20 protein-coding genes are annotated in these 21211 nt (G+C 66.3%); 7 read left to right on the top strand and 13 right to left on the bottom strand.

What is annotated here, in order from left to right:
- Entirely contained in the window at positions 1-1908 is a 1908-nt protein-coding gene (locus tag KK483_RS02720) for a UvrD-helicase domain-containing protein (protein ID WP_262003385.1), read from the top strand.
- A 17-nt stretch (positions 1909-1925) separates the two neighbouring features.
- On the opposite strand, the gene KK483_RS02715 is transcribed toward KK483_RS02720, so the two are convergent.
- Positions 1926-2987, bottom strand: coding sequence for an NAD-dependent epimerase/dehydratase family protein (locus KK483_RS02715; RefSeq protein WP_262003383.1), 1062 nt, complete (start codon positions 2985-2987; stop codon positions 1926-1928).
- An 11-nt stretch (positions 2988-2998) separates the two neighbouring features.
- Positions 2999-4294, bottom strand: coding sequence for a nucleotide sugar dehydrogenase (locus KK483_RS02710; protein WP_262003381.1), 1296 nt, complete (start codon positions 4292-4294; stop codon positions 2999-3001).
- A 335-nt stretch (positions 4295-4629) separates the two neighbouring features.
- Between KK483_RS02710 and metG the strand changes: the two genes are divergently transcribed.
- Positions 4630-6354 (top strand): methionine--tRNA ligase, encoded by a 1725-nt coding sequence (gene metG / locus KK483_RS02705; RefSeq protein ID WP_262003379.1) that lies wholly within the window; start codon positions 4630-4632, stop codon positions 6352-6354.
- Between the two features lie 32 nt (positions 6355-6386).
- Here the strand turns inward: metG and KK483_RS02700 are convergent, their stop codons facing one another.
- From KK483_RS02700 to KK483_RS02670, 7 genes are read right to left on the bottom strand one after another with little or no spacing between them, the layout of a single operon-like run.
- The gene (locus KK483_RS02700) at positions 6387-7025 is read right to left on the bottom strand and encodes a histidine phosphatase family protein (protein ID WP_262003378.1); all 639 of its coding nucleotides are present in this window, start codon (positions 7023-7025) and stop codon (positions 6387-6389) included.
- A 22-nt stretch (positions 7026-7047) separates the two neighbouring features.
- On the bottom strand, positions 7048-7602 hold the full coding sequence (locus KK483_RS02695) for an FkbM family methyltransferase (protein WP_262003376.1): 555 nt from the start codon (positions 7600-7602) through the stop codon (positions 7048-7050).
- Entirely contained in the window at positions 7554-9116 is a 1563-nt protein-coding gene (locus tag KK483_RS02690; RefSeq protein WP_262003375.1) for a hypothetical protein, read from the bottom strand. Before KK483_RS02690 ends, KK483_RS02695 begins: the two co-directional genes overlap by 49 nt.
- Before the next feature lie 39 nt (positions 9117-9155).
- Entirely contained in the window at positions 9156-10298 is a 1143-nt protein-coding gene (locus KK483_RS02685) for a glycosyltransferase family protein (protein ID WP_262003373.1), read from the bottom strand.
- 14 nt (positions 10299-10312) lie between these two features.
- Complete coding sequence (locus tag KK483_RS02680; protein WP_262003371.1) at positions 10313-11629, bottom strand: N,N-dimethylformamidase beta subunit family domain-containing protein; 1317 nt, start codon at positions 11627-11629, stop codon at positions 10313-10315.
- A complete protein-coding gene (locus KK483_RS02675) occupies positions 11626-12303 on the bottom strand; it encodes a class I SAM-dependent methyltransferase (protein WP_262003369.1) in 678 nt (225 codons plus the stop codon). The genes KK483_RS02680 and KK483_RS02675 overlap by 4 nt, the downstream gene beginning before the upstream one ends.
- Positions 12300-12542: a hypothetical protein gene (locus KK483_RS02670; protein WP_262003368.1), complete on the bottom strand. Its 243-nt coding sequence runs from the start codon at positions 12540-12542 to the stop codon at positions 12300-12302. The genes KK483_RS02675 and KK483_RS02670 overlap by 4 nt, the downstream gene beginning before the upstream one ends.
- 212 nt (positions 12543-12754) lie before the next feature.
- Here KK483_RS02670 and KK483_RS02665 point away from each other — a divergent pair, with 212 nt between their 5' ends.
- Both KK483_RS02665 and KK483_RS02660 read left to right on the top strand, forming a co-directional pair.
- Positions 12755-14146: a helix-turn-helix domain-containing protein gene (locus tag KK483_RS02665; protein WP_262003366.1), complete on the top strand. Its 1392-nt coding sequence runs from the start codon at positions 12755-12757 to the stop codon at positions 14144-14146.
- Between the two features lie 38 nt (positions 14147-14184).
- Positions 14185-15057, top strand: coding sequence for an aminoglycoside phosphotransferase family protein (locus tag KK483_RS02660; protein WP_262003364.1), 873 nt, complete (start codon positions 14185-14187; stop codon positions 15055-15057).
- Between the two features lie 183 nt (positions 15058-15240).
- On the opposite strand, the gene KK483_RS02655 is transcribed toward KK483_RS02660, so the two are convergent.
- The 4 genes from KK483_RS02655 to KK483_RS02640 form a co-directional block, all read right to left on the bottom strand.
- Positions 15241-16419, bottom strand: coding sequence for a cytochrome P450 (locus KK483_RS02655; protein WP_262003363.1), 1179 nt, complete (start codon positions 16417-16419; stop codon positions 15241-15243).
- Positions 16416-17627: an MAB_1171c family putative transporter gene (locus tag KK483_RS02650; RefSeq protein ID WP_262009322.1), complete on the bottom strand. Its 1212-nt coding sequence runs from the start codon at positions 17625-17627 to the stop codon at positions 16416-16418. The genes KK483_RS02655 and KK483_RS02650 overlap by 4 nt, the downstream gene beginning before the upstream one ends.
- The gene (locus KK483_RS02645; protein ID WP_262003362.1) at positions 17627-18154 is read right to left on the bottom strand and encodes a regulator component; all 528 of its coding nucleotides are present in this window, start codon (positions 18152-18154) and stop codon (positions 17627-17629) included. Before KK483_RS02645 ends, KK483_RS02650 begins: the two co-directional genes overlap by 1 nt.
- A gap of 167 nt (positions 18155-18321) precedes the next feature.
- Entirely contained in the window at positions 18322-18774 is a 453-nt protein-coding gene (locus KK483_RS02640; RefSeq protein WP_262003361.1) for a helix-turn-helix domain-containing protein, read from the bottom strand.
- Between the two features lie 323 nt (positions 18775-19097).
- Here KK483_RS02640 and KK483_RS02635 point away from each other — a divergent pair, with 323 nt between their 5' ends.
- From KK483_RS02635 to KK483_RS02625, 3 genes are read left to right on the top strand one after another with little or no spacing between them, the layout of a single operon-like run.
- Positions 19098-19439 carry a transcriptional regulator gene (locus tag KK483_RS02635; protein ID WP_262003360.1) on the top strand — a complete coding sequence of 114 codons (342 nt, stop codon included), beginning with the start codon at positions 19098-19100 and terminating at the stop codon, positions 19437-19439.
- A 2-nt stretch (positions 19440-19441) separates the two neighbouring features.
- Complete coding sequence (locus KK483_RS02630) at positions 19442-20449, top strand: hypothetical protein (protein ID WP_262003359.1); 1008 nt, start codon at positions 19442-19444, stop codon at positions 20447-20449.
- Positions 20449-21162, top strand: coding sequence for an ATP-binding protein (locus KK483_RS02625; RefSeq protein WP_262003357.1), 714 nt, complete (start codon positions 20449-20451; stop codon positions 21160-21162). Before KK483_RS02630 ends, KK483_RS02625 begins: the two co-directional genes overlap by 1 nt.
- Positions 21163-21211 lie beyond the last annotated feature (49 nt).

Genomic DNA, 21211 nt, shown 5'->3' with positions numbered 1-21211 from the left:
ATGATGAGCCTCTACGCGCCCGATGTCTTCATCAAGGACAAGGTTGAGGCACTCGCCCAGCAACTCGGCCTTGCACTGCCGCACCAGGAACAGTGGGACTTCATCCAGAGCGCGGAGTCCCTGGACCTCCAGGCAGCTCCCGGCTCGGGCAAGACCAGCCTGATCGGACTGAAGCTCGCCCTCCTGTGCCAGGGATGGAACTCGCCCACGCGCGGCATCTGCGTCCTGTCCCACACCAACACGGCCAAGGATGAAATCCTCCACCGCCTCGCCGCCAGCCCAGCGGGGCGCCGCCTACTGCAGTACCCGCACTTCATCGGCACGATCCAGGCCTTCACCAACACCTTCTTCGCCCTGCCGGCTCTACGGGCCAGGGGCGTTGAAGTCCAGATCGTAGACGACCGCGCTTACGCGGACGAAGCCCTCCAGCTGCTCGAACGCCACCCCCAGTTCCGGAAACTCAACACCGCACTCGGACACCGCACGAACGGCCCCTCACTGGTCGCTGAGGCCCGCTACCTGTGTGACGCCGGAGATCTGATCGCGACAGGACCTGACGGCACCCGTCCCTTCAAAGCAGCCAGTGACAGTGGCCAGCAATTCGCCGCTCTCAAAGAAACGCTCACCGAGCGAGGCGTCTTCCGCTACCAAGACATGTTCGCCATCGCCGAGCACCATCTCTTTCATCACCCCCAGCTCGCGCTGGCCGCCACCCACCGCTTCTCCTTCGTCCTCCTGGACGAAATGCAAGACACCAGTGACCTCCAGCAACGCCTGCTCGACAAGGTCTTCGGCTCGCCGAGCACGGTCGTCCAGCGAGTGGGTGACGTCAATCAGCGCATCTTTGCTGACGGGCCGGATGCTGCACAGCCCTCGTCGTTCCCCCTACCTCATGCCGCCCAACTCCCCGTCAGCCGCCGCTTCGGCAGCAAGATCGCAGCACTGGCTAGTGACCTCACGGTCCACCGCCGCCAGCGCATTGACGGCGCTGGCCACGAGGGGACCATCGCCCTCCTGCTCTTCGACGACGACTGTGTCGCCGAGGTCGTGCCGGCCTTCGAGCGGATGGCAGCGGCCGCGGTTCCTCGCCAGCTGCTGCTGGACAGCCCTCCCCGCGTCCTGGGCGCTCGCCTCACCCGAGGAAGCGCCAAGACCTTTCCGCAATCCGTCTCCTGCTACGTACCCGGCTTCACCACCGCCCCCAGCCAGGCGACCGGCAGCCTCATCACGACGGCACGCGCCGCCCAGACAGAGCGGCAATCCGGCGACAACCACGCAGCCGTCACACTGCTGTGGAAGGCAATCCGTGATGTCGCCCGACTCGCCAGCTCAGGCAGCCTGCCCCCGTTGAGGCGACTGGACCGAGACCCGGCCACCGCCGGGGGCCGGACACGCCTGCTCCTGCACGAGATGCTGACGAGCCCACTCGACAGTGACGTCGAATGGGCAGTGTTCACCGCCCGGCTTTTGCGGTTGCTGCCCGACCTGACTCAGAGCCCCCTGAAAGGGGTCGCGCGCCTCACGGATCCCCTCGCTCACGTCCCGCCCGTTGTCCAGCCAGCCCCCGTGCCTCAGGCGTCGGATGATGCGGAGCAGGGTGTGGTGCTGTCGGTTGCGGGATCGATCCAGAGTGCCAAGGGTGAAACTCATGTGGCCACGCTCATCCTCGAGTGCCTGGAACGCAGCGGCAAGAAGTACGACGTGCACGAGGTCCTCAGACTCCTGAGCCAGCAGCAGGACGCCTCTAAGGCCCTGGTCACGATCCAGCGCGCGGCACAGCTCGTCTTCGTGGGCGCCACCCGCCCGACACACCTGCTCGCCTTTGCCGTGCACCGCACGAGAGCTGAACCGCACGTCGAGGCGATGATGGCACGCGGCTGGTCCATCCACGACATCAACGTCCAATGAGCGACCTGCGCCGCGAGTCAGCGGCCATGGACCATGAGGGAGCCGTCCACCTGATCACTCCGGAGGCCGTCGCCGACAACCGCCTGTGTGGTGCTCTGGAAATGGAGACCAGAGGTCCCTATTGGACATTCTGGCGACAGAGGACCCGCGATCGAGGTGCCAAGCCAATCCGTCGTTGCTGAGATGCCCTCCCGTATAGGTACGGGCTTCACCGCCGGGAACAGCGCTCGCAGGCGTGTGCCGTCGGCCTGGGAATGGGGGACATCTCCCGCGCGAGTGGCCGTGTGCTCCCTCAGAGCGCGGATTCCGGTTGTGGACTCGATCGCAGGAATCAGGTCCAGAAGCGACAGACGTGTCCCGAAGGCCAGGTTCACCGGCCGGGACTCGACTACCCGGCGCAGCAGCGCGTCGGTGAGGACGCGGCATACGGTGCCCACGTACGTGAAGTCCCGCGTCTGAGTACCGTCACCGTGCACGATTACAGGGCGCCCGGCGAGCGTGGCGTTGATCCACTTCGGGATGACCGCGGCATATGGGTGGTCGGCGCGCTGGCCGGGGCCGTAGACGTTGAAGAAGCGGAAGGGCAGGACTGGCAGGCCGTAGCTGTGGTGGTACGCGCCCAGGTATGCCTCAGTCGCGAGTTTGGTGACCGCGTACGGGCTCATCGGGGCGGTGGCGAGGTCCTCGTGCTTTGGGAGGAGCTGGTTCGAACCGTAGACGGACGATGAGGAAGCTGCGATTACGTGCAGGTTGTCAGCGCGGCGCGCGGCTTCGAGGACCTGGAGGGTCCCGGTTGCGTTGGCGTGGTGGCTGGCCAGGGGGTCCTTCACGGAGCGCGGTACGGATGGCAGGGCGGCCAGGTGGACGACGGCGTCCGCGCCGTGGAAGACCCGGTCCAGAAGAGCTGCGTCCTGGATGTCGCCTTCGATGAAGTGAGCATCGAGGCTCACAAGGTTGTCCTTGTAACCGGTGGAGAGGTTGTCGATCACCCGGATCTGGGTGATCTCGGGGTGCTCAGCCAGCGTTCGGGCGAGGTTGCTGCCGATGAATCCGGCGCCGCCGGTGATCACGACTTTCACGGGCCTTCCCTTCAGAGAGAGTCGACGTGTGCACCGACGAGTCGGCGGCGGCAGTCGAGGATGTACGGAGCGTGTGTGGTGATCGCGGGGTAGTCGAAGGCGTCGTGATCGGCGAGCAGTACGACGGCGTCAGTGGCCGCGAGGTACTCGGGGCTCACTGCGACTCGCTCAATCGTTTGGAGGTCGGCGGCACGAGGGTGCGCGTCGTCGACGACGTGAGGGTCTGCCGCCTGAACCTCGGCGCCCATGCCAGTGAGCAGCTCGGCGATCCGCGCTGCCGGGGTCTCTCGGGCGTCTCCGGTGTTGGCCTTGTAGGCGAGACCGAGCAGCAGAATCCGGGATCCGTTGAGCGACTTCCTGCGCTGGTTGAGACCGTCGACGAGGCGGCGGACGACGTAGTCGGGCATGTGGTTGTTGACGTCGTTCGCTAGCTCGACGAAGCGGAAGCTGCGTCCCAGGGTGCGTTGAACGCGCCAGGAGAGGTACGACGGATCAATGGGCAGGCAGTGGCCTCCGACGCCCGGGCCAGGGGTGAAGCGCATGAACCCGAACGGCTTGGTAGAAGCAGCATCGATGGCTGCCCAGACGTCGATGTCCAGTTCGTGGGCGAAGATCGCCAGCTCGTTGGCAAGCGCGATGTTCACATGCCGGAAGGTGTTCTCCAAGAGCTTGGTCAGCTCGGCTTCCTTGCAACTGGCGACCGGGACGGTCGTGTCGACGAGGGACGAGTAGAAGCGGCGGACGACTTCCATGGATGCGGCGTCGATGCCGGAGATGACCTTGGGGGTGTTCTCGAGCTTCCAATTGGGGTTGCCGGGGTCGATGCGTTCGGGGCTGTAGCCGAGGTGGAAGTCAGGGCCGGCAGTCAGGCCGGAGGTGCGTGCGAGGAGGGGGCCGAACAGCTCCTCTGTGGTGCCGGGGTACGTGGTGGACTCCAGGATGACGGTTGCCCCGCGTCTGAGGTGGCGGCCGAGCATCCGCGCTGCCTCCTCAACATGGGAGAGGTCCGGCACGCCGTCGCGGAGTGGTGTGGGGACAGCGACGATTGCTATGTCGAATTCCTCGCAGTCGGATGCGTCGATGCTCGGGCGATAGGCGCCGGAAGCAAGGAGCGGCGCCAGCCGTGTGTCCGGGATGTCCTCCACGTACGACTCACCGAGGATCAGTCGCTTCACGCGCTGCGCGTCAACATCGAGACCGACGACCCGGTGCCCGATTTCCGCGGCTCTCACCGCGAGCGGGAGTCCGACGTACCCCTGGCCTACTACGACGACGCGGAGCTGCTGGAAATCAGGATTCTTGATCATGCTGTCCACCTCGTTGGAATGCGGAGAGAGCGGTGCGTGCGAGTATGAGGCAGCGCGGTGGCTCTAAGATGGGGACTGCCTCGGCCGTACGAGACTCGCTTGGCCGCCTGTCTCGGACGGCCGAGTGCCTTCTCGGCTCCGCCCAGCAGGACCTGAAAATCCGCGGGAAGGGCGTTCCTCAGGTTCGATACGATGGCTCTGGCTTGCAGACCCGGCCCGTCACCGTGCGTGACGCCCACGTGTGACTCGAGTGATCGCGTCGGCTGCAGCCTCCCGACTTGGGCCCGCCGCGACACCGTCATCGGCGCCGTACGTACGAAATGGAGCATCCGAGGATGGCTCGACACCTGGTCACCAGCGCGCTTCCCTACATCAACGGGATCAAGCACCTGGGCAACATGGTCGGGTCGATGCTTCCGGCGGATGTGTACTCCCGGTACCTCCGCCAGCGCGGTCACGACGTCCTCTACATCTGCGCGACCGACGAGCACGGCACGCCGGCAGAGCTGGCCGCCAAAGAGCAGGGGCTGCCGGTTGCGGAATTCTGCGCGCAGGCGCATGACGCACAGAAGGCCGTGTACGACGGGTTCGAGCTGGCCTTCGACTACTTCGGGCGCAGCTCCTCGCAGCAGAATGTCGAGATCACCCAGCACTTCGCGCGCAAGCTGAACGACAACGGCTTCATCGAGGAGCGCGCGATCCGCCAGGTGTACTCGCCTGCTGACGGTCGCTTCCTCCCGGACCGGTACGTCGAGGGCACCTGCCCGCACTGCGGCTACGACAAGGCCCGCGGCGACCAGTGCGAGAACTGCACCCGCGTCCTCGATCCGACTGACCTGATCAACCCGCGCTCGGCGATCAGCGGCTCCACGGAGCTGGAGGTCCGCGAGACCAAGCACCTCTTCCTGCTGCAGTCCAAGCTTCAGCACGAGGTCGAAGCATGGATCGACGCAGTCAGCGAGGAGTGGCCGCACCTGTCCACGGCCATCGCTCGCAAGTGGTTGACCGAGGGCCTGCACGACCGCGCGATCACCCGCGACCTGGACTGGGGTGTCCCGGTCCCGGCCGACACCTGGCCGGAGCTCGCGGCCGACGGCAAGGTCTTCTACGTCTGGTTCGATGCCCCGATCGAGTACATCGGTGCGACGAAGGAGTGGGCGGACGCCGCCGCGGACGGCGAGACCCGCGACTGGAAGTCGTGGTGGTACGAGGCCGATGACACCGTCCGCTACACCCAGTTCATGGCCAAGGACAACGTCCCCTTCCACACGGTGATGTTCCCGGCCACCGAGCTCGGCGTGCGCGAACCGTGGAAGAAGGTCGACCTCGTCAAGGGCTTCAACTGGCTGACCTACTACGGCGGCAAGTTCTCGACCTCCCAGAAGCGAGGCGTCTTCACGGACGCCGCCCTGGAGATCCTGCCCGCCGACTACTGGCGCTACTTCCTGATCGCCAACGCCCCCGAGTCCGACGACTCGTCCTTCACCTGGGAGCACTTCACCGCCACGGTCAACAAGGACCTGGCCGACACCCTCGGCAACTTCGTCAACCGGGTGCTGTCCTTCTCCCGGAAGCGGTTCGGCGACGACGTCCCGGCGGGCGCCACCGCCGGCGAGGCAGAGGCCAAGCTGGGCGAGGAGATCGCACGCCTGCTCGCCGAGTACGAGGACCAGATGGAGGTCCTCCAGTTCCGCAAGGCCGCGGCCGCGCTGCGCGCCCTGTGGTCCGCGGGCAACTCCTACCTGGAAGAGAAGGCCCCCTGGTTGGAGATCAAGACCGACCCGGACGGCGCCGCGCTGACCCTGCGCACGGCGATGAACCTGATCCACCTGTACGCGGTCGTCTCCGAGCCGTTCATTCCGGCTACGGCCGCTGCCATGCGCGGCGCCTTCGCGCTGGAGGGTGACACGGCGACCTGGGTGACCGCAGAGCAGGCCAAGGCCCTGGCCGCGGTTCCGGCCGGCACGGCGTTCACTGTCCCGCCGGTGCTCTTCGCGAAGATCACGGAGGAGGACCTGGAGTCCTACCGTGAACGCTTCGGCGGTGCTGAGACCGCCTGACCGTCTTTCTCGCACCCGTACCGCCCGCGTCCTCATCGGGCGGTGCGGGCCGTGAGGTGACCGGCCAGGTCCGCGGCTGACACGTTCATCAGCCGGATTCGAGGGGCTTCCTCATCCACCTCGACCCAGGTGACGCCTGCGGATCCGGGCACGTGCTCGAGGTAGCGATCGAAGCCGTTCCTTGTCAGCCGCAACAGTAAGCAAGCGATTCCCCCACCGTGCCCGATGAGGACGGTCGTGCGATGTGGTCCGGCGCAGACTTCATCCCACAGGCGCACGTAGCGGGCTTGGACGTCCTCGGACGACTCGCCACCCGGTGTGCGGAGTTGGTGGACAGGCACCCTTTTACGGGCGGCCTCGGTTACAGCGAGGTCCCTGCGCCTGCCTCCGAGATGGCCGCTGTTCTTGGCGGCCAGTCGGTCGTCCACTCTTACGTCTGCTGGTTCCAGAGCGGCTGTCAGCAGGGCGGCAGACTCACGGCAACGGGACATCGGACTGACGAGCATCTGGTCCACGGTGATCTCGGCCGCCGAGAGACTGTCGCCGACCATGCGGATGTCGTCGCCCCCACGCTGGCTGAGCACGCCGCCGACGGCTTGGCCCTGGTGGATGCCTCGGAGGTTTTCTTCTGTCTCGCCGTGCTTGATCAAGTAGATGTGCTTCGAGTGCATTACCTCGTGCCCCCTTCCTGGGTCAGTCCCAGTCGCGGACGTCGACGCAGGCGGATACCGCGCCGGCGATCTGATCGTGGTCGGCTCGGCTCATGGCGGGGAAGCGGTCGCAGTGCCACTCGATGTAGAGGACGGAGATGAGACTGATCGTTCCGTCGGCGAGCAGCTTGGTGAGTACGGGGTACTCGGCGCCCTCGATGTCCATCTTCACGACGACGTGGTCATCTGGGCTGACGGTCTTCTGTAGCCAGGCGCTGAAGTCGGTGGCGGGTACGGGGACTGGCGAGCTGTAGTCGATCTGTTGGTCGTACATCGGCGGCACGCGCTTGCCGGGCATCACAGTGGAGCTCTCGTGGTGGCCTAGGAAGAGGTCGATCGTTCCGTCGTGGGTCCATACCGCGCTGTTGGAGATCTCGACGTGGGGGGAGTGGGCGGCGCGTTCGACTTCGTGGCGGATGGAGGGGATGAGGTCCTTGTTGGGCTCGAAGGCGTAGAAGTCGTGGTCCGGGAGCTCGTGGATGAAGCGGTTCAGCACGACTCCGAGGTTGGTGCCGCAGTCGACGAAGATCTTGCGCATGAGGTACTCCCGTGATCGGTGGTGGGCGCGAGGAGGTCAAACTCCTGCACGGCGAGGTCGGTGATCAGGACGAAGTCGCAGGTGGCTGGGCGGTAGCAGCGTTCCTGGTAGCGGATGGTGATGCGCCGGACCGGTTCCTGACCTCGGTAGGGGGGAAGATCGCCCCATTGGTAGAGCTGGCCGCCTGGGGCTTTGAGGTGGCGCAGCGACCTGGGCAGCGGACTCTTCTGGGCGCCGGCGTTGAGCCGGGTGAACATCGTGGTCAGAAATGCAATGTGGTCGCGCGCCTGCTTCTCGTCTTCGTGCACCCGGCCGTACGTCTGCTTGATGGCGCGCAGCTGGTCGGGGTCGCCGTCTGCGTGGATGAGGCGGTCGCGTAACTGCCGGTCCCAGACGATGCCGAGGTGGCCGTGGAGGACTGGCTGGTCGGTGAGGAAGTAGCCCAGGACGCGCCCGAACTCGCGCTCGTACGGGCACATGAAGTCGTTGTAGAGCCCCAGCTTCGCGCCGGACGCTGTCTCCACCTGCCAGTGGACACGGGCTGTGAAGGGAGAGTCCCACCACCCCAGGTGCCAGGGCTGCCACAGCAGGTCGGCGGCGCTGAGCAAAAGCGCAGTGAGCGCGATCAGCGCGGCAGGCCAGCCGAAGGCCGTCTTGCACTCGGCATCGGGAAGCTGCCCGACTGCGATCGCGAAGGCGATGTTGGTGCTGATGTTCTCCCAGAAGAGGATGCCCGAAGCGAGGGCGACGGCAAGGTTGAAGAGGGCGGTTGCCACCAGGATCGCGATCAGCAGCCGGCGATCAATGAATGCGACGAGTCCGGCGGCCTCGACGGCCATCGTGAGCAGGTTGACCGGGCGATCGAGGCCGCGGGCTCGGCGCAGTATGCGGGACACGGTCTCGGTGTGCAGGAAGCGTGCCCATCCCCAGGAGTAGGCCGAGGCCATGAGGTAGTGGGTGCGGTTGTGCCACATCCACGACCAGGGGCGCGGCCCCAGGCGGGCCTTGCTCCAGGCGGGTTTGACGTAGTGGGAGAGCGAGACGCAGCCCAGCATCAGGAGGAGTCCCGCTGCGGAGTCTGTAGCGCCGCAGAGCAGCGCTACGAGGAACCAGGCGAGGTACGCCTTGAGTATGCGTAACGGCATCATCGCGTGATGCTTCCAGCCCCGCAGCTTGCCGCAGTACGCAGCCATCCAGGCCAGGAGAGCTGGAGGCCAACAGCACGAGGCGGCAGCCAGCAGCAGGAGCAGCCGTTTGTCCTGGCGCTGTGGGTCGATGGGCTCCGTAACGTCGTAGTCGCTCGTCACTCCCTGCCAAGTGAGCAAGGCGATCACGAAGACTACGAACCAGCGGAGCGGGCCCGGATCGGGCGGCGGCCTGAAGGCGAGCAGTACCGCAGGCGCGGCACCAGCGATCAGTGCCAGCGAGACAGAGCGGCGGCGAGCCATGGCCCGTACCGCGGGCGAGACTGCGAAGCGATAGCAGCCCACGGCGCCGGCCACTGTCGCCGCCATGCCCACGTATGCAGGGAGCGGTGGTGTCTGCATTGCCGTCTACCGGGTGGACGGAGCAAGGGCTCGCGGACTGGCTGCCGACAGGTTCTCCAGGTAGGAGGCGATCCGCTCCCGGGGGTCGATCGCGAGGTGCTGATCCCGGTGACGCACGACGTTGTCGCGCAGCTCCCGGGTGCGGTTGAGAAAGTCGAGTATCGCACCGCGGTCGATGCGCAGCGCGGATGTGCCCAGTTCTGCTTCCTGGACGACCTTGGCGCACCAGTGCTGGTCGTACGTGGGCAGCGGCACCAGGTGGACCGGTTTGCCGAGTACGAAGGCTTCGCTGATGAGATTGAAGCCGGCGTTGGAGAAGACGGCCTCGGACCGCGCCATGTCCGTGATGAACGCCTCGCGGTCGAACGTACAGATTTCGATCTTGCCGTCGGCATACTTGCGTAGATTGCCGATCTCCGTCGGTTGCACATAGATCCGCAGGGCGCGGTCTGGCACGTACTGGCGGAAGACCGAGGCGAGGGTACCGACTGACTCTTCCGGGCCGTGGTCGAAGTAGCGCGAGAAGTAGGCCGTGGCCAGAGGCTCCGTGGTGACCGGTGTGGAGCGCACCGAGTCGGGGATGACCGGGGCGATGAACTCCAGCCGTCGGTCGTCGGCCTCCAGCGGAACGTAGGAGCAGATGAAGGACCGATCGACGCGAGGTGCGAAGTAGCGCAGTCGCTGCTCGTCCGCGGTCCTGGCGTACCGGCCGACGGCCGGCAGGTCGAGGTGCCGGTACTTGCTCTGCTGATCGACCGAGATCAACGGTCGGCCGAAGTGATAGGCCAGCCGTGGAGTGTTGGGCTCGTAGTCGGTGACGAACACGTCGGGGAGACCGGTCTCGCGAAGTATCCGACGCAGGCGGAGGTGCTTGGTGACGCCGACGGGTGCTTGCCACATGTTGTCGCGTATCGCATCGCTTGTGCGTATGCGGTCCCCGCGGGCCAGAAGCGTCGGCATCCACCCGTCCCACGCGGTGAAGCCGAGGTCCCTGAAGTACTCGACGCGTGCAGCTCCGTTGGTGACGATCCGCACCTCGTGCCCGCGGTCGCGGAGGTACTGAGCGATCACGCTCTGCCTGACGGAGTGGCCCATGCCGATGCCGTTGACACCGATGACCACGTTGAGCGGCCGTGCGTATCCGGACACAACGATCCCTTCTGTCAGGAGAGACGGGTGATGACGTTGCGGGTGATCGCTGCCACTTGGGGATCGGTGGCCAGCAGGCGGGCCCAGTCGGTGGTGGCGGCGGTGAAGACCGTGCCGGCGGCGGTGAAGAGGCCGAGCGTGGCCGCCCGGGGACTGGGCATCGGCTCTCGAGCGGCGAAGTTCCAGTCCGAGGGGAGCTCGGCGACGCCAAGGATCTCGAAGTCCTTGGGCGTACCGTCCTGGCCGGTGGGACGCGGGCGGCCAGCGGCGTCGGGCTCATAGGCCGCGCCGTCGCATTCGTAGCCGATCAGCGCCCCATCGTGCCCGAGGCTGTCGCCGGTCCTCAGTCCCGTGCCAGAGAACGCCCAGTGGCCGGCATCCGTGACGGTGAATCCGAGGGGAGCGCGGGTACCGTCCCAGTGGCCACCGCCGTTGCGGTAACTCACGCCAAGGAGGGCGTTCTCCGGCTCCGCCTCCCACCAATGGTCCGGGGAGCCGTACGAGCTGTCCGGGTCGGTGCCGGCGGGGGCACCCGGGGGGAACTTGTCGCAGGACAGCTCTGTTCCGTCAGGGGTGACTCCGACTCGCCACCAGCAGGTGTTCGCCCCGAAGTTGGCGATATGGCCGCCAGCGTCCCGGAAGGTGGTGACGTGTCGGCGAGTCTCGGCGCTCCAGTATTCATCGTGGCCGGCGGAGACCAGGAGGCGGTATCCGTCGCGTAGGAACAGACCCTCGTGAAGGTCCAGGTCGGTGCAGAAGTCAGCGGCGATCCGGTTCTGCTCCAGCCATGCGATGAACGGGGCGTCCCAGTGCGCGAACGTCTGCCGCGGAGACGATGGGTCATACGCGTCCGGCAGGCCTTTGACCGGCCCACCAACACCACCCCCGGGGCGGCGTGTTGTTACCTGCGAGGCGCTGTAGAGGCTGCCCCCACCTGCGGTGTTGTACGCCTGGTACGTAAAGGTCGGGATCTTGTACAGGACCCTGCGGCCTGAGGGAGCGGAGGAGGTGACGACCAGCAGGATGCGCGCTTCTCTGGCATCCAGTGGCGGTATGCCGGACGGGCGCTCCGTGCTCAGCACCGCGATGTACACCCCGGAACGCCACTCAGGGGGTACGAGGAACTCGTACGCGGGCCACTGCCAGTCCGCGTCGAATCGTCCGGATGAGGCGGCGCTGCCGGGCCACTCGATGTGACCAGCATGCTCCGGCGTCGCTCCCCAGCGGTAGAAGTCGACGTGGAACCGTGCGGCGGACGTCGCGATGTGCAGTCGGACCACGTGACCGGCGCGGACGCTCGGCCGGGCCGGGTAGCCGTTGATGGTGCTCATGCGGTCTCCCTTGGGCGAGCCACACCCGTCAGGTGGAAGGGGTCGACCGCCTCGACGTGGGATTCCCAACCCAGGCCGTTCAGCTGGGAGGAGAGCCCGGCAGGGTCGCGGAGCACCTTCACGGCGAGGTGACGGGAACCGTCGGCGAGGGTGCGGTGGACCGTCGGTACCGGCGCCCCGACCGCCAGCTCTTCGATCTCCGCCTTCGCCGGCGAGTCGTCGAGGAACACCACGCAGCCGCCAGGGGCCAGGGCCCACCTGAGCAGATCCCAGAACGGCTCCATCTCGGCTGGCGGCACATGGCTGAGCCAGAAGGCGAGGAACACCGTGTCGTAATGGCGGTCCGGCTCCCACTCGAAGATGTCCGCCTCGATGAAGCGGGTGGTGGTGCCCTGCATACGGTTGCGGGCATGACGGAGCATCTCCGGTGCAGCGTCCAGCGCGGTAAGGCTGCGTGCACGGCGATAGAGCAGCCGGGTCCACTGGCCCGTACCGCAAGCCAGCTCCAGGACGTCACCGCTGATCGGCAGTGCCTCGATGGACTTCGCAAGCCGCGGCATGCTCATGCGATTGGTGTACGTGCCGTCGTACTCGTCGGCGCGTGCCCTGTAGTAGGCGATCTGCTGTTCAGACCATCCGCCCGTACTGCCTTGTTGCTCAGTCGTTCCGTTCACTGTGCGACCACCCTTTTCGTCTCCGTGCGGCGCACCCGCGCCACGCCGTAGCAGGCGGCGAACTCGTCGCCGAACTTCACCTCGGCCCACTCGGTGCGGTCCTGCAGCGCGTCGAGGCTGCAGCCCTGTCTCTCGCGGAAGGAGGCTCGCTCGTCCATCCACACGCTCACCCTCGGCTCGGAGCCCACGACCTCCGCGTAGATCAGGTGGTTCGGCTTCTCTCGCTTGGGCTTCGGCATGACTGATCTCCTTGATGCTTGGGGATTGCCCCGGTTGGGACGCATTTCGATACCTGCGAGCGACGCATGCGAGGCCGGCGTCGTCCGAAAAGGCCGCAGGGCGGCGGCAGTTGTGACGTTTGCTTGGTAGAAACCTTGCGGGCTCGGCTCGTTACCGGGCTACTGGCAGATGCGTACTGCGCTGGTGTACGCATCAGGGGGAGGGAGCGACTGTGCCGCAGCCATCCAAGGATCTTGATCCGACCCGGTCTCCGCGGGACTGGTTCGGCGCCCACGTGCGTCACTGGCGTCAGGTGCGCGGGCTTTCGCAGCAGGCCCTGGGCTTGCGCGTCCACGTCAGCGGCAGCACGATCGCCAAGATCGAGAAAGCCGAGCGCCCCTGTGATCTGGATTTGGCACGGTCACTCGACGAGGCACTGCACACGGGGGGCATCCTGGCGTGGCTCTTGCGGAGCATGGCCGCTGACGCGGACGAGGCCCCTAATGATGCGGACAAGCCGGCCGGGTCACCGGCGCCACCAGGCGCTCTGGGCTTCCCGGGAGTCATGCTGTCGACTGCCGAAAGCACGACCGACGACGGGAGCCACGTGAACCGCCGCGCCTTCCTCTCCGCCACTGGGGTCACCGCTCTATTGACCAGCGCCCCGTTTTCACACCTGATCAAGCCGAGCGAGCCGTCCGCCCTGCCGACCGTGGTCCGTCGCGAAGACATTGAGCAGATTGAGGCCGCCGCGACCGTGCTCGCCGGCTGGGATCACCACTACGGCGGCGGTGGAATCGTCCGTACGGCCGCTGAGGCCCAGCTTCGCTGGGCCTCAGCCCTTCTCGAACTCCCCTGCGGCGACACGCTGCGTCCCGGTTTGTTCGCCTCCGCGGCCCGCCTCGGCATGGTCGTTGGTGCAGCGGACTTCGATGCTCACGCCCACGAGGACGCCCGCCGCGTCTACGCCTTCGCTGCAGCCTGCGCCGAGGAAGCCGCCCAATGGCACCTGCGCGCGAAGATCTACTCGTACCGAGCTCGACAGGCCGTGTGGCTCGGCGACTGCGATACCGGCCTCACGTATGCCGAACTCGGTCTCATCCACGAGAACCGCCTCACAGCCACCGAGCGCGCCATGCTCTACACCGCCAAGGCCCGCGCTCTGGCCAGAGCCGGAGACGCGCAGTCAGCGTTGCGCGCGGTCGGCCAGGCCGATGAAGCGTTCGCGCAGAGCCAGCCTGGTGAGGATCCGCCGTGGATGACCTACTACGACGCCGCCCAGCACGCGGGCGACACCGGCCATGCCCTCTACGACCTTGCAATGGCCGGGTATCAGTCGGCCAGCGCAGCAGACCGGTTACGCGCAGCTGTCGAAGGGCACACCGATGCCTACCCACGGTCTCGTGTGTTCTCCCGGACGAAACTGGCGACCTTGACGATGGCCGGGGGAGACCCGACCGAGGCTGCTGCCATCGGGCACCAAGCCCTTGACGAGGTGGCGAAACTGCACTCACAACGGGCAGTGGACGACATGCGCCATCTCGCCAGGCTCGCCGCCACGCATCGCGCGATCCCCGAGGCAGCAGCCCTGCGCGACCGCATCAAGGAGACGATCAAGACGTGACCCTAGCCTCCACCGACAGCGCCACTACCTCCCGGCGCGTGCTGGTCGACGCCTGCCAGGTTCTGGGACTCGACTGCGCAGGCGCCGAGCCGATCCGGATCGCGGAGAACGCCATCTGGCGGCTCCCCGGGCAGCTCGTCGCACGTATCTCCCGACCCGGGGGTACCCCTACCGCACGACGTGAACTCGCCGTCGCCAACTGGCTCGCCGACCACGGCATACCCGCTGTACGCCCTGCCCCCGGCGTTGACCAGCCGACCACCGTCGATGGCCGGGCCGTGACGATCTGGGAGGAGCTGCCGCCCCACCGGGACGGCACGGTCAATGAGGTCGCCCACCTCCTCAAGGCTCTGCATTCCCTGCCCGAGCCGGACTTCGCCCTGGAGCCGCTCGAGCCTTTCAGTAAGATCCGAACAAGGCTGAACCAGGCAGCGGTTGTCGACGACGCCAATCTTGCCTGGCTGCACAGCTATACGGACAGACTGGAGGCGGCGTGGCTGCGCCTGGTGGAGGCCCCCACGCTCTCGCGATGCGTCCTGCATGGTGACGCCTGGGTCGGCAATGTCGCAGCGGCCGAAGACGGCATTTCCTATCTCCTCGACCTCGACAGTTTCACCACGGGCCCCCGGGAGTGGGATCTGACGTCCACCGCCGTCAAGCTCACGTCGACCGGCGGCATCACGTCCAGCGACTACGAGGAGTTCTGCTCCATCTACGGCGCGGACGTCACTGCCTGGCCAGGCTACGAGACCCTGCGCGATATTCGGGAACTGCGCATGACCGCCTACGCTTGCCGGATCGCCACCGAGCACCCCGGCCATCCGCACGCTCTCCGCGAAGTCCAGTACAGGATCGAATGCTTGATGGGGCGCCAAGGGGCGCGGCCCTGGCGATGGACCGCCGTGCCGTAGTACTTCCCAAATGCGAGGCGGGGCCGGACAGGGCCCCGGCCCGACCCCTGAACCCAGGCGGAGACCAACGATGCATCCGATAAGCGCAACAGGCGTCACCGGATGTGCAATGGCCCGATCACGCGAAGGTGCGCCGCCTGAGTCCTCAGCACTTGCTCTGGTCGGTGTCGAGGGCGGCGACGGCTACCAAGAGACGGGTAGTGAACGTAGCCCTCGCATCAGACGCGTATGACGCCACTCCAACTGCTCGGCCGGAATGTCAAGGCGCAGTCGCGGGAAACGGCTGAGGACGGTCCTGAGAGCGATTTCGCCTTCCGCTCGAGCCAACGGAGCTCCGACACAACGGTGGATGCCGTGGCCGAAGGCGAGATGGCCGGCGGCGTCACGGTCCGGGTCGAGGCGGTCAGGATCGGGGAAGCGGCCTGGGTCGCGATCGGCTGCTCCGGGAGCGATAAGCACGGGAGCGCCCTGCGGAATCGTTGTCCCGCCGAGAGTGAGGGCCTCGGTGCTGTACCGGAAGGTCGCGATGCCCACGGGCGAGTCGAACCGCAGCAACTCGTCCAGCAAGGATCCGATCAGCGGTGGGGCGTCGCGGAGGCGGGCGAGGGTGTCAGGTGACTGCAGCAGAGCCAGTGTGGCGTTTCCGATGAAATTGGTAGTGGTCTCGTGGCCCGCTACTAGCAAGAGCACGGCGAGTGAGATCAGTTCGTCCTCGCTGAGCATGTCCTCACCGTCGCGGACTGCGATGAGATCGTGCAGCAGGCTGTCGTCCGGTGAATGGCGCTTGGTGTCGACCAGCATCCCCATGTATTCGGCGACCGCGTGTGAGGCGGCGTCGATGCGGTCCGGCTGGCCGGCGGCGAAGAGGTCGTTCGACCAGCGGCGGACTTCTGCGCGATCGGTTTCCGGTACACCGAGCATTTCGCAGATGACGGTTACCGGGAGTGGGATGGCGAGGTCCTCTACCAGGTCGGCTTGTCCGTGCTGTTCCCAATCGTCGAGAAGCTCGTTGGTCACCTGTTGGATGTAGGGGCGTAGCTGTTCCACCGCGCCCTGGGTGAATGCGCCCGTCACCAATCGTCGAAGCCGCGTGTGCTGCGGTGGGTCGCTGGCCAGCATGGTCTGCGAGACAGCGGGGTGCAGATTGCGTCGAGAAGGTTGACCGGCGAAGAAGCGCCCCGTGTCCTTTGACAGCCGAGGGTCTGTGAACGCCGCTCGCGCCTCGGCGTACCCCGTGACGAGGTAGCTGTGCCTCTCTGCAGAACCGGTGGGCACCTTTTGCACCGGCGAGGCAGCGCGAAGCCGAGCGTAGGTCTCGTACGGGTTCTGGAAGAAGCCGGGATCCTGCAGGGGGTCGCTCATGCCTTCCAGAGTGCTTGCGTCGGTACCTGCGTGCCGGTAACGGCGCGCACGATGTCGCTGTCCGCGTAGGCCCGGGCAACCCGGAGCAGCCATTCAGTCTCTGCCCAGAGGTTGTCGGCTCGCGTGTCCGTGCCGGGCGCTGGCGGTGCCTGGGTGGAACACGCCTGCCCGCCGGAAGTCTTTGCGAGCACCGCCGAGGACAGCACTGCGGCCTCCACGATTGCGGCTCTCGTGCTGGGGCTTGCGTTGCCATCGAGGGCAGCCACAGCCTCCGTCGCAGCTTGCTGCACGGCCACCGACCGGTAAGGGCGCAACGCGAGAATGCCGTCGTTGATCTCGATGACGCGGCGGTGCAGAAGGAAGTCGGTCTCGTCCCGGCCTGCTTCTGTCGGTAGCACGATCTCAGGCGTGGCGCGTGACATCTCGGACCAGAGTTCCTTGAGTGCTTCCATGGACCTGGCCTCCCACCGATGTCGGAGAAGCTGCCGAATCGGCCATATCGCCGCGGGAAGTGTGAGCCCGATGGTGATGAGAAGGACGGCCAGGGCAGGCGCGGTCACACTGAAAGCGCAGGTCGCGGGTGTGACAGGCGACGAACACCTTGGGCGGTCCGGCCCAAGCTGCATGCCGAGACTGAGGGGTGCGACCTTGACCACCTTGTACGTGATGTACAACATCGCGAGCAGGCACCCCGCGACGGTGATCCGCAAACCGACTCGCTGGCTTCTCCTTCGTGCGGACTTCGCTTGCGTCCACGTCTGCTGGAGGAAGTCCCAAACGGTCCCCGCGAGATACGAGATGTAGACCATCATGTACAGCGCGTACATCTGAGGCGAGCCGTCGTTCCACTGCTCAAGGGCAAAGAACATGACCATGGCGCTGACGGCAGTCACCAGGAACACCAGCCGCCGCCGGATTCGGCGACGGGCCTCGTCGGGCTCGAGGTTCATCTGGAACAGGAACGCCAGCACCGACGTGGCCGCCGCGAGCGTGAAGGAGTTGCTGAACAGCCTGGCGACGTGAGGAACCACTGTTTCCATGGCTGTCGTCAACGCGGGGGCGTATGACACGAAGGCAAGAGCGAATGCCGTGAGCAGAGCACACATCGCCCAGGTGCCGGCGGGCCGGGGGCCGCGCCGTCGTCGAGCCCAGTACAGGGCTGCAAGCAGCAGAACAACCGCCATACCCAGGAAGATCAGGTTCATCATCACAACCGACCGGTGCCCCTCGACGGCGGCTGCGCGAACAGCGCCTCCCAGCGTTCTGCGGCTCGTGACGGCTTACTGGGCGGCAGGATCCGGCCTCGGTACATACGTTGCCGTATGACGGTCGCCATCAGCTCTGCTTCGCGCTCGTCCTGCGTCGTGTAGCTCGTGCGTCCGGCCATGCGTCGGATGAGGGTCGGGTTGATACCCGTGGCGAGAGGAGCGTGCTCATCCAGTGAGAGGCTGCCGGGGTGGTCGCACACGATGTGACTGATCTCGTGGGCGAGAATATGGGTTCTGTGCAGCAACGAGGTGGCTGCTTCGTAAAAGAGGTAGTCAGCTGCATCCGTCTCCACGCGGATGCCGCAGGGCGCGTCGATAGCGCCCGCAGTGGCCAATGGCTTGAGCACAATGGGTCGCCCGCGTCGAGCTGCGACAGCATCGCAGAGGTCTTCAGTGCCGAAGTGATGCGGCAGTCCGAGTTGCCGCACGCGTTCCTCGCAGGCATCGCGGAGTCGGTCGTGTTCCATGATCGTCCTTGACGGATGCCCTGGGCTGGAAGCTTGCTTCCCCTACTTACACCGGGCGGCATAGCCGAGCGATCCGGAATGGGTGGCTCCGAATCGCTCGAAAGCGTAAGGGCTCTGTCAGGGCAAACCAAAAGGATCTTTTGGGGACGGAAGCTTGCCCCGCAGATTCAGTGCTGTGGGTCGACGCCCTCGTCCGGGGCGTCGCCGGCAAGGCCGTCCAGGCGCCGGGCCTGGTCGATGACTGCATTGATGATCTGCAGGCTTTCTGTGGACAGGCCTTTCGCCCGCAGCGCGACCTGTCTCACACCGGCATCGCCCATGGCTGCCAGGATGCCGATCTCGGCGTCTGTGCGAGCGGCCACTTCGTCGTCGAAGAAGTACGCCGATGGCACACCAAAGAATCCCGCCAGTGCCCGAATGGTGTTCATGGTCGGGTTCTGCTTCGAGCCGTTGCGCAGCTGCTGAATGGCGCTTGGCGACAGCCCTCTGCCCTTGTCGTCCGCTTCTGCGATCGCCTCGGCGACCTCTGCGGGCGTATACGGGCCGCGAGAGGGTGGGTGGATCGTTGTGAACAGGTGATCCAGCTTCTCTGCCAAGCTGCGCTGTCGGTCTTCGGTCACATCCACCTCCTCGCATGGCGCGGCGATTTACACACTTTAGTGCTCGATGCGCATGCTGGGTGCGCGTGACTGACACTCTAGTTGACCAGCTGGGCGTACTTCAGTGTACGTTGATCGCGCCTCGAACACTAAAGTGCGTCACGGGGGGCGAAGTCCGCCCGTCGTGCGGAGGCGCGCATATGTGAACGAGACCGGTGCCCGGGAGTTAGCCGCTCCCGGGCACCGCAGGCGCCCAGAGGGAGCCTTCATACACCGAGCGGTCGGCTGAACCTTTTCGACGAGAACCAGCCGACGAGCTCCGCCTACAAGCAAGGGATTCTCGCATGTCCGAAACCTTCCATGGCCGCACAATCTGCGACCCCGACGATCGGTGCCGTCGTCTGGCAACCGCCCTGACCGACCTGGTCCCCGAAGCTGCGAGGATTCGGGTAACCCAGCAAGCGCCCACCGAGTCATGGCCGCACCCGCACGCTCGTGCCTACGACTCAGACGGCTGCCTGATCGAACTGAAGCGGGCCCAGGTGTACACGGTGGCGCGGTGGATCATGCGAGCCCACCCGGAAGCGCTTTGGAAAGAGGCTCACGACTTCGACCTCGCGAGCGCGGAGCTCACACCGACTGTTCCTGGCGCGGGCCATCTGAAGTCGGTCGGACAGGCCTGCTGACCGTGGCCCGCATCCGAACCATCAAGCCCGAACTGTTCATCAGCGAGTCCTGCGCCGAGGTGAGCGTCCACGCCGAGCGTACGTTCCTAGGCCTCTTCACCCAGGCGGACGACCACGGCCGCTTCCGCGACAACCCGGCCATCATCACCGGCCTGCTCTGGCCACTCCGTGCCGAGCACACCCCGGTGCACGTTGAGGATGATCTACAGCAGCTTGCTGACGCTGCGCTGATCTGCCGGTACACCGGCTGCGATGGCCGACGGTACTTGCACATCGTCACCTGGTTCGAGCACCAGAAAATCGACAAGCCGTCGCAGTCACGTATCCCGGCGTGTCCGAACCATCACGCCAAGGAACGCTGCGGGGCCTGCAAGGACGTCTGCACCGTGTTCGGTGAGACCTCGGCGGAATTGCGCGGAGGACTCGGCGAGAGCTCACCGAAGCCGAACCGTAAGCTCGCCCCGTCCCCGGACGTCCCCGCCCCTGGACGGCGCCGTGCAAATGGCGAGCCTCGCGCGCTTGACGGAGCCCCAGAGACCCTGACCGGAACGACGGACAAAGGTGCAGGTCAGGCGAGTGCACGACAGACCTCGCCGAAGGCTCCCCGAAACCTCTCGGAGGGTTCGGCGCCTGGATCTAGGATCTTGGATCCTGGATCGACTGATCCTTCGGGGCGCAAAGCGCCCGCACCCACCGCCTCGGCGCAGGACCTCGTCCGTGAGTACGTTGCCGCCTCCAGGGAACGCCCTCCAGGGGACGTGATCGGCCACCTCGGTCGCATCGCCAAGAAGCTCCTGGACGAGGGCATAGCCCCCGACCACATCCGCGCCGGACTGCAACGCTTCGCCGCCACTCCCAAGCACCCCAGCGTGCTTACCAGCATGGTCAACGAAGCCATGAACGCCGGACCCGGTGGCTTGGCGCGGCCGGAATCAGGTCCTAACGTGCCCGCTCATCGGGCTTGGAGTAACCCCGTAAGTCCTGCCGCTGCCTATGCCGAGGAGCTGTGATGCGCGATTACGACGCCCAGCCCGTCGGCGGCATCGTCCACCGCCTGGCCCACATCCTCACCGCGCGGGGCATCGACCCGAGAACCAAGCTCACCGACCCGGTCGGACCCGTCCCTGCCCTTGACGCGGCGCAAGCCCGTATCCCAGCCCGCTACCGCGCCGCCGTCGCCGACCACCCGGCCGTCGCCTCTTGGGTCCGCGAGGTCGCCGGGGGCGGACGGCCGGGGCCCAAGGGCGCGCCGGGGCTCGCCGAGGGCCGCTCGCTGCTGATCGTCGGCACTACAGGGACAGGCAAGACCCACCAGGCGTACGGAGCGGTCCGCTCACTCCTGATCGCCGGGGTCCGGCTGCGCTGGAAGGCGATCACGGCCGCCGACCTGTACGCGGAGCTGCGGCCTCGCCCCGGCCACGACGGTGAGCGCGAGCTGATGGACCTGGCCCGCTGCCCGCTGCTGATCATCGACGACCTCGGCGCCGCGAAGAACAGCGAGTGGACCGAGGAAATCACGATGCGGCTCATCAACCGCCGCTACAACGCGATGCTCCCGACCCTGATCACCACCAACCTCGGCATGGCCGACCTGCGTGCCCACATCGGCGACCGCGTCGCCTCCCGGCTCACCGAGATGACCGACCGGGTCATTCTCGACGGCCCCGACCGCAGACGAGCCCTCGCGGCCGAGCGACGCCACATCGCCGCAGCCCGCGCCTGACCCTGCCGGCGAACACCGGCCTGTCCCTTCCCGCACCCACCCCCGGGTC

It is taken from the genome of Streptomyces sp. FIT100 (assembly GCF_024584805.1).
In the GTDB taxonomy this organism is placed as follows: Bacteria; Actinomycetota; Actinomycetes; order Streptomycetales; family Streptomycetaceae; genus Streptomyces.
The sequence above is the reverse complement of the archived record's forward strand: the minus strand, read 5'-3'. Positions and strand labels throughout refer to the sequence as shown.

Excerpts from the sequence above, each read along its gene's own strand:
- KK483_RS02625 (WP_262003357.1), top strand. The coding sequence starts at position 20,449 with ATGCGCGATTACGACGCCCAGCCCGTCGGCGGCATCGTCCACCGCCTG.
- KK483_RS02680 (WP_262003371.1), bottom strand. The coding sequence starts at position 11,629 with ATGAGCACCATCAACGGCTACCCGGCCCGGCCGAGCGTCCGCGCCGGT.
- KK483_RS02700 (WP_262003378.1), bottom strand. The coding sequence starts at position 7,025 with ATGCACTCGAAGCACATCTACTTGATCAAGCACGGCGAGACAGAAGAA.
- KK483_RS02720 (WP_262003385.1), top strand. The coding sequence starts at position 1 with ATGATGAGCCTCTACGCGCCCGATGTCTTCATCAAGGACAAGGTTGAG.
- KK483_RS02695 (WP_262003376.1), bottom strand. The coding sequence starts at position 7,602 with ATGCGCAAGATCTTCGTCGACTGCGGCACCAACCTCGGAGTCGTGCTG.
- KK483_RS02690 (WP_262003375.1), bottom strand. The coding sequence starts at position 9,116 with ATGGCGGCGACAGTGGCCGGCGCCGTGGGCTGCTATCGCTTCGCAGTC.
- KK483_RS02670 (WP_262003368.1), bottom strand. The coding sequence starts at position 12,542 with ATGCCGAAGCCCAAGCGAGAGAAGCCGAACCACCTGATCTACGCGGAG.
- KK483_RS02655 (WP_262003363.1), bottom strand. The coding sequence starts at position 16,419 with ATGAGCGACCCCCTGCAGGATCCCGGCTTCTTCCAGAACCCGTACGAG.
- metG (WP_262003379.1), top strand. The coding sequence starts at position 4,630 with ATGGCTCGACACCTGGTCACCAGCGCGCTTCCCTACATCAACGGGATC.
- KK483_RS02635 (WP_262003360.1), top strand. The coding sequence starts at position 19,098 with ATGTCCGAAACCTTCCATGGCCGCACAATCTGCGACCCCGACGATCGG.
- KK483_RS02650 (WP_262009322.1), bottom strand. The coding sequence starts at position 17,627 with ATGATGAACCTGATCTTCCTGGGTATGGCGGTTGTTCTGCTGCTTGCA.
- KK483_RS02710 (WP_262003381.1), bottom strand. The coding sequence starts at position 4,294 with ATGATCAAGAATCCTGATTTCCAGCAGCTCCGCGTCGTCGTAGTAGGC.
- KK483_RS02645 (WP_262003362.1), bottom strand. The coding sequence starts at position 18,154 with ATGGAACACGACCGACTCCGCGATGCCTGCGAGGAACGCGTGCGGCAA.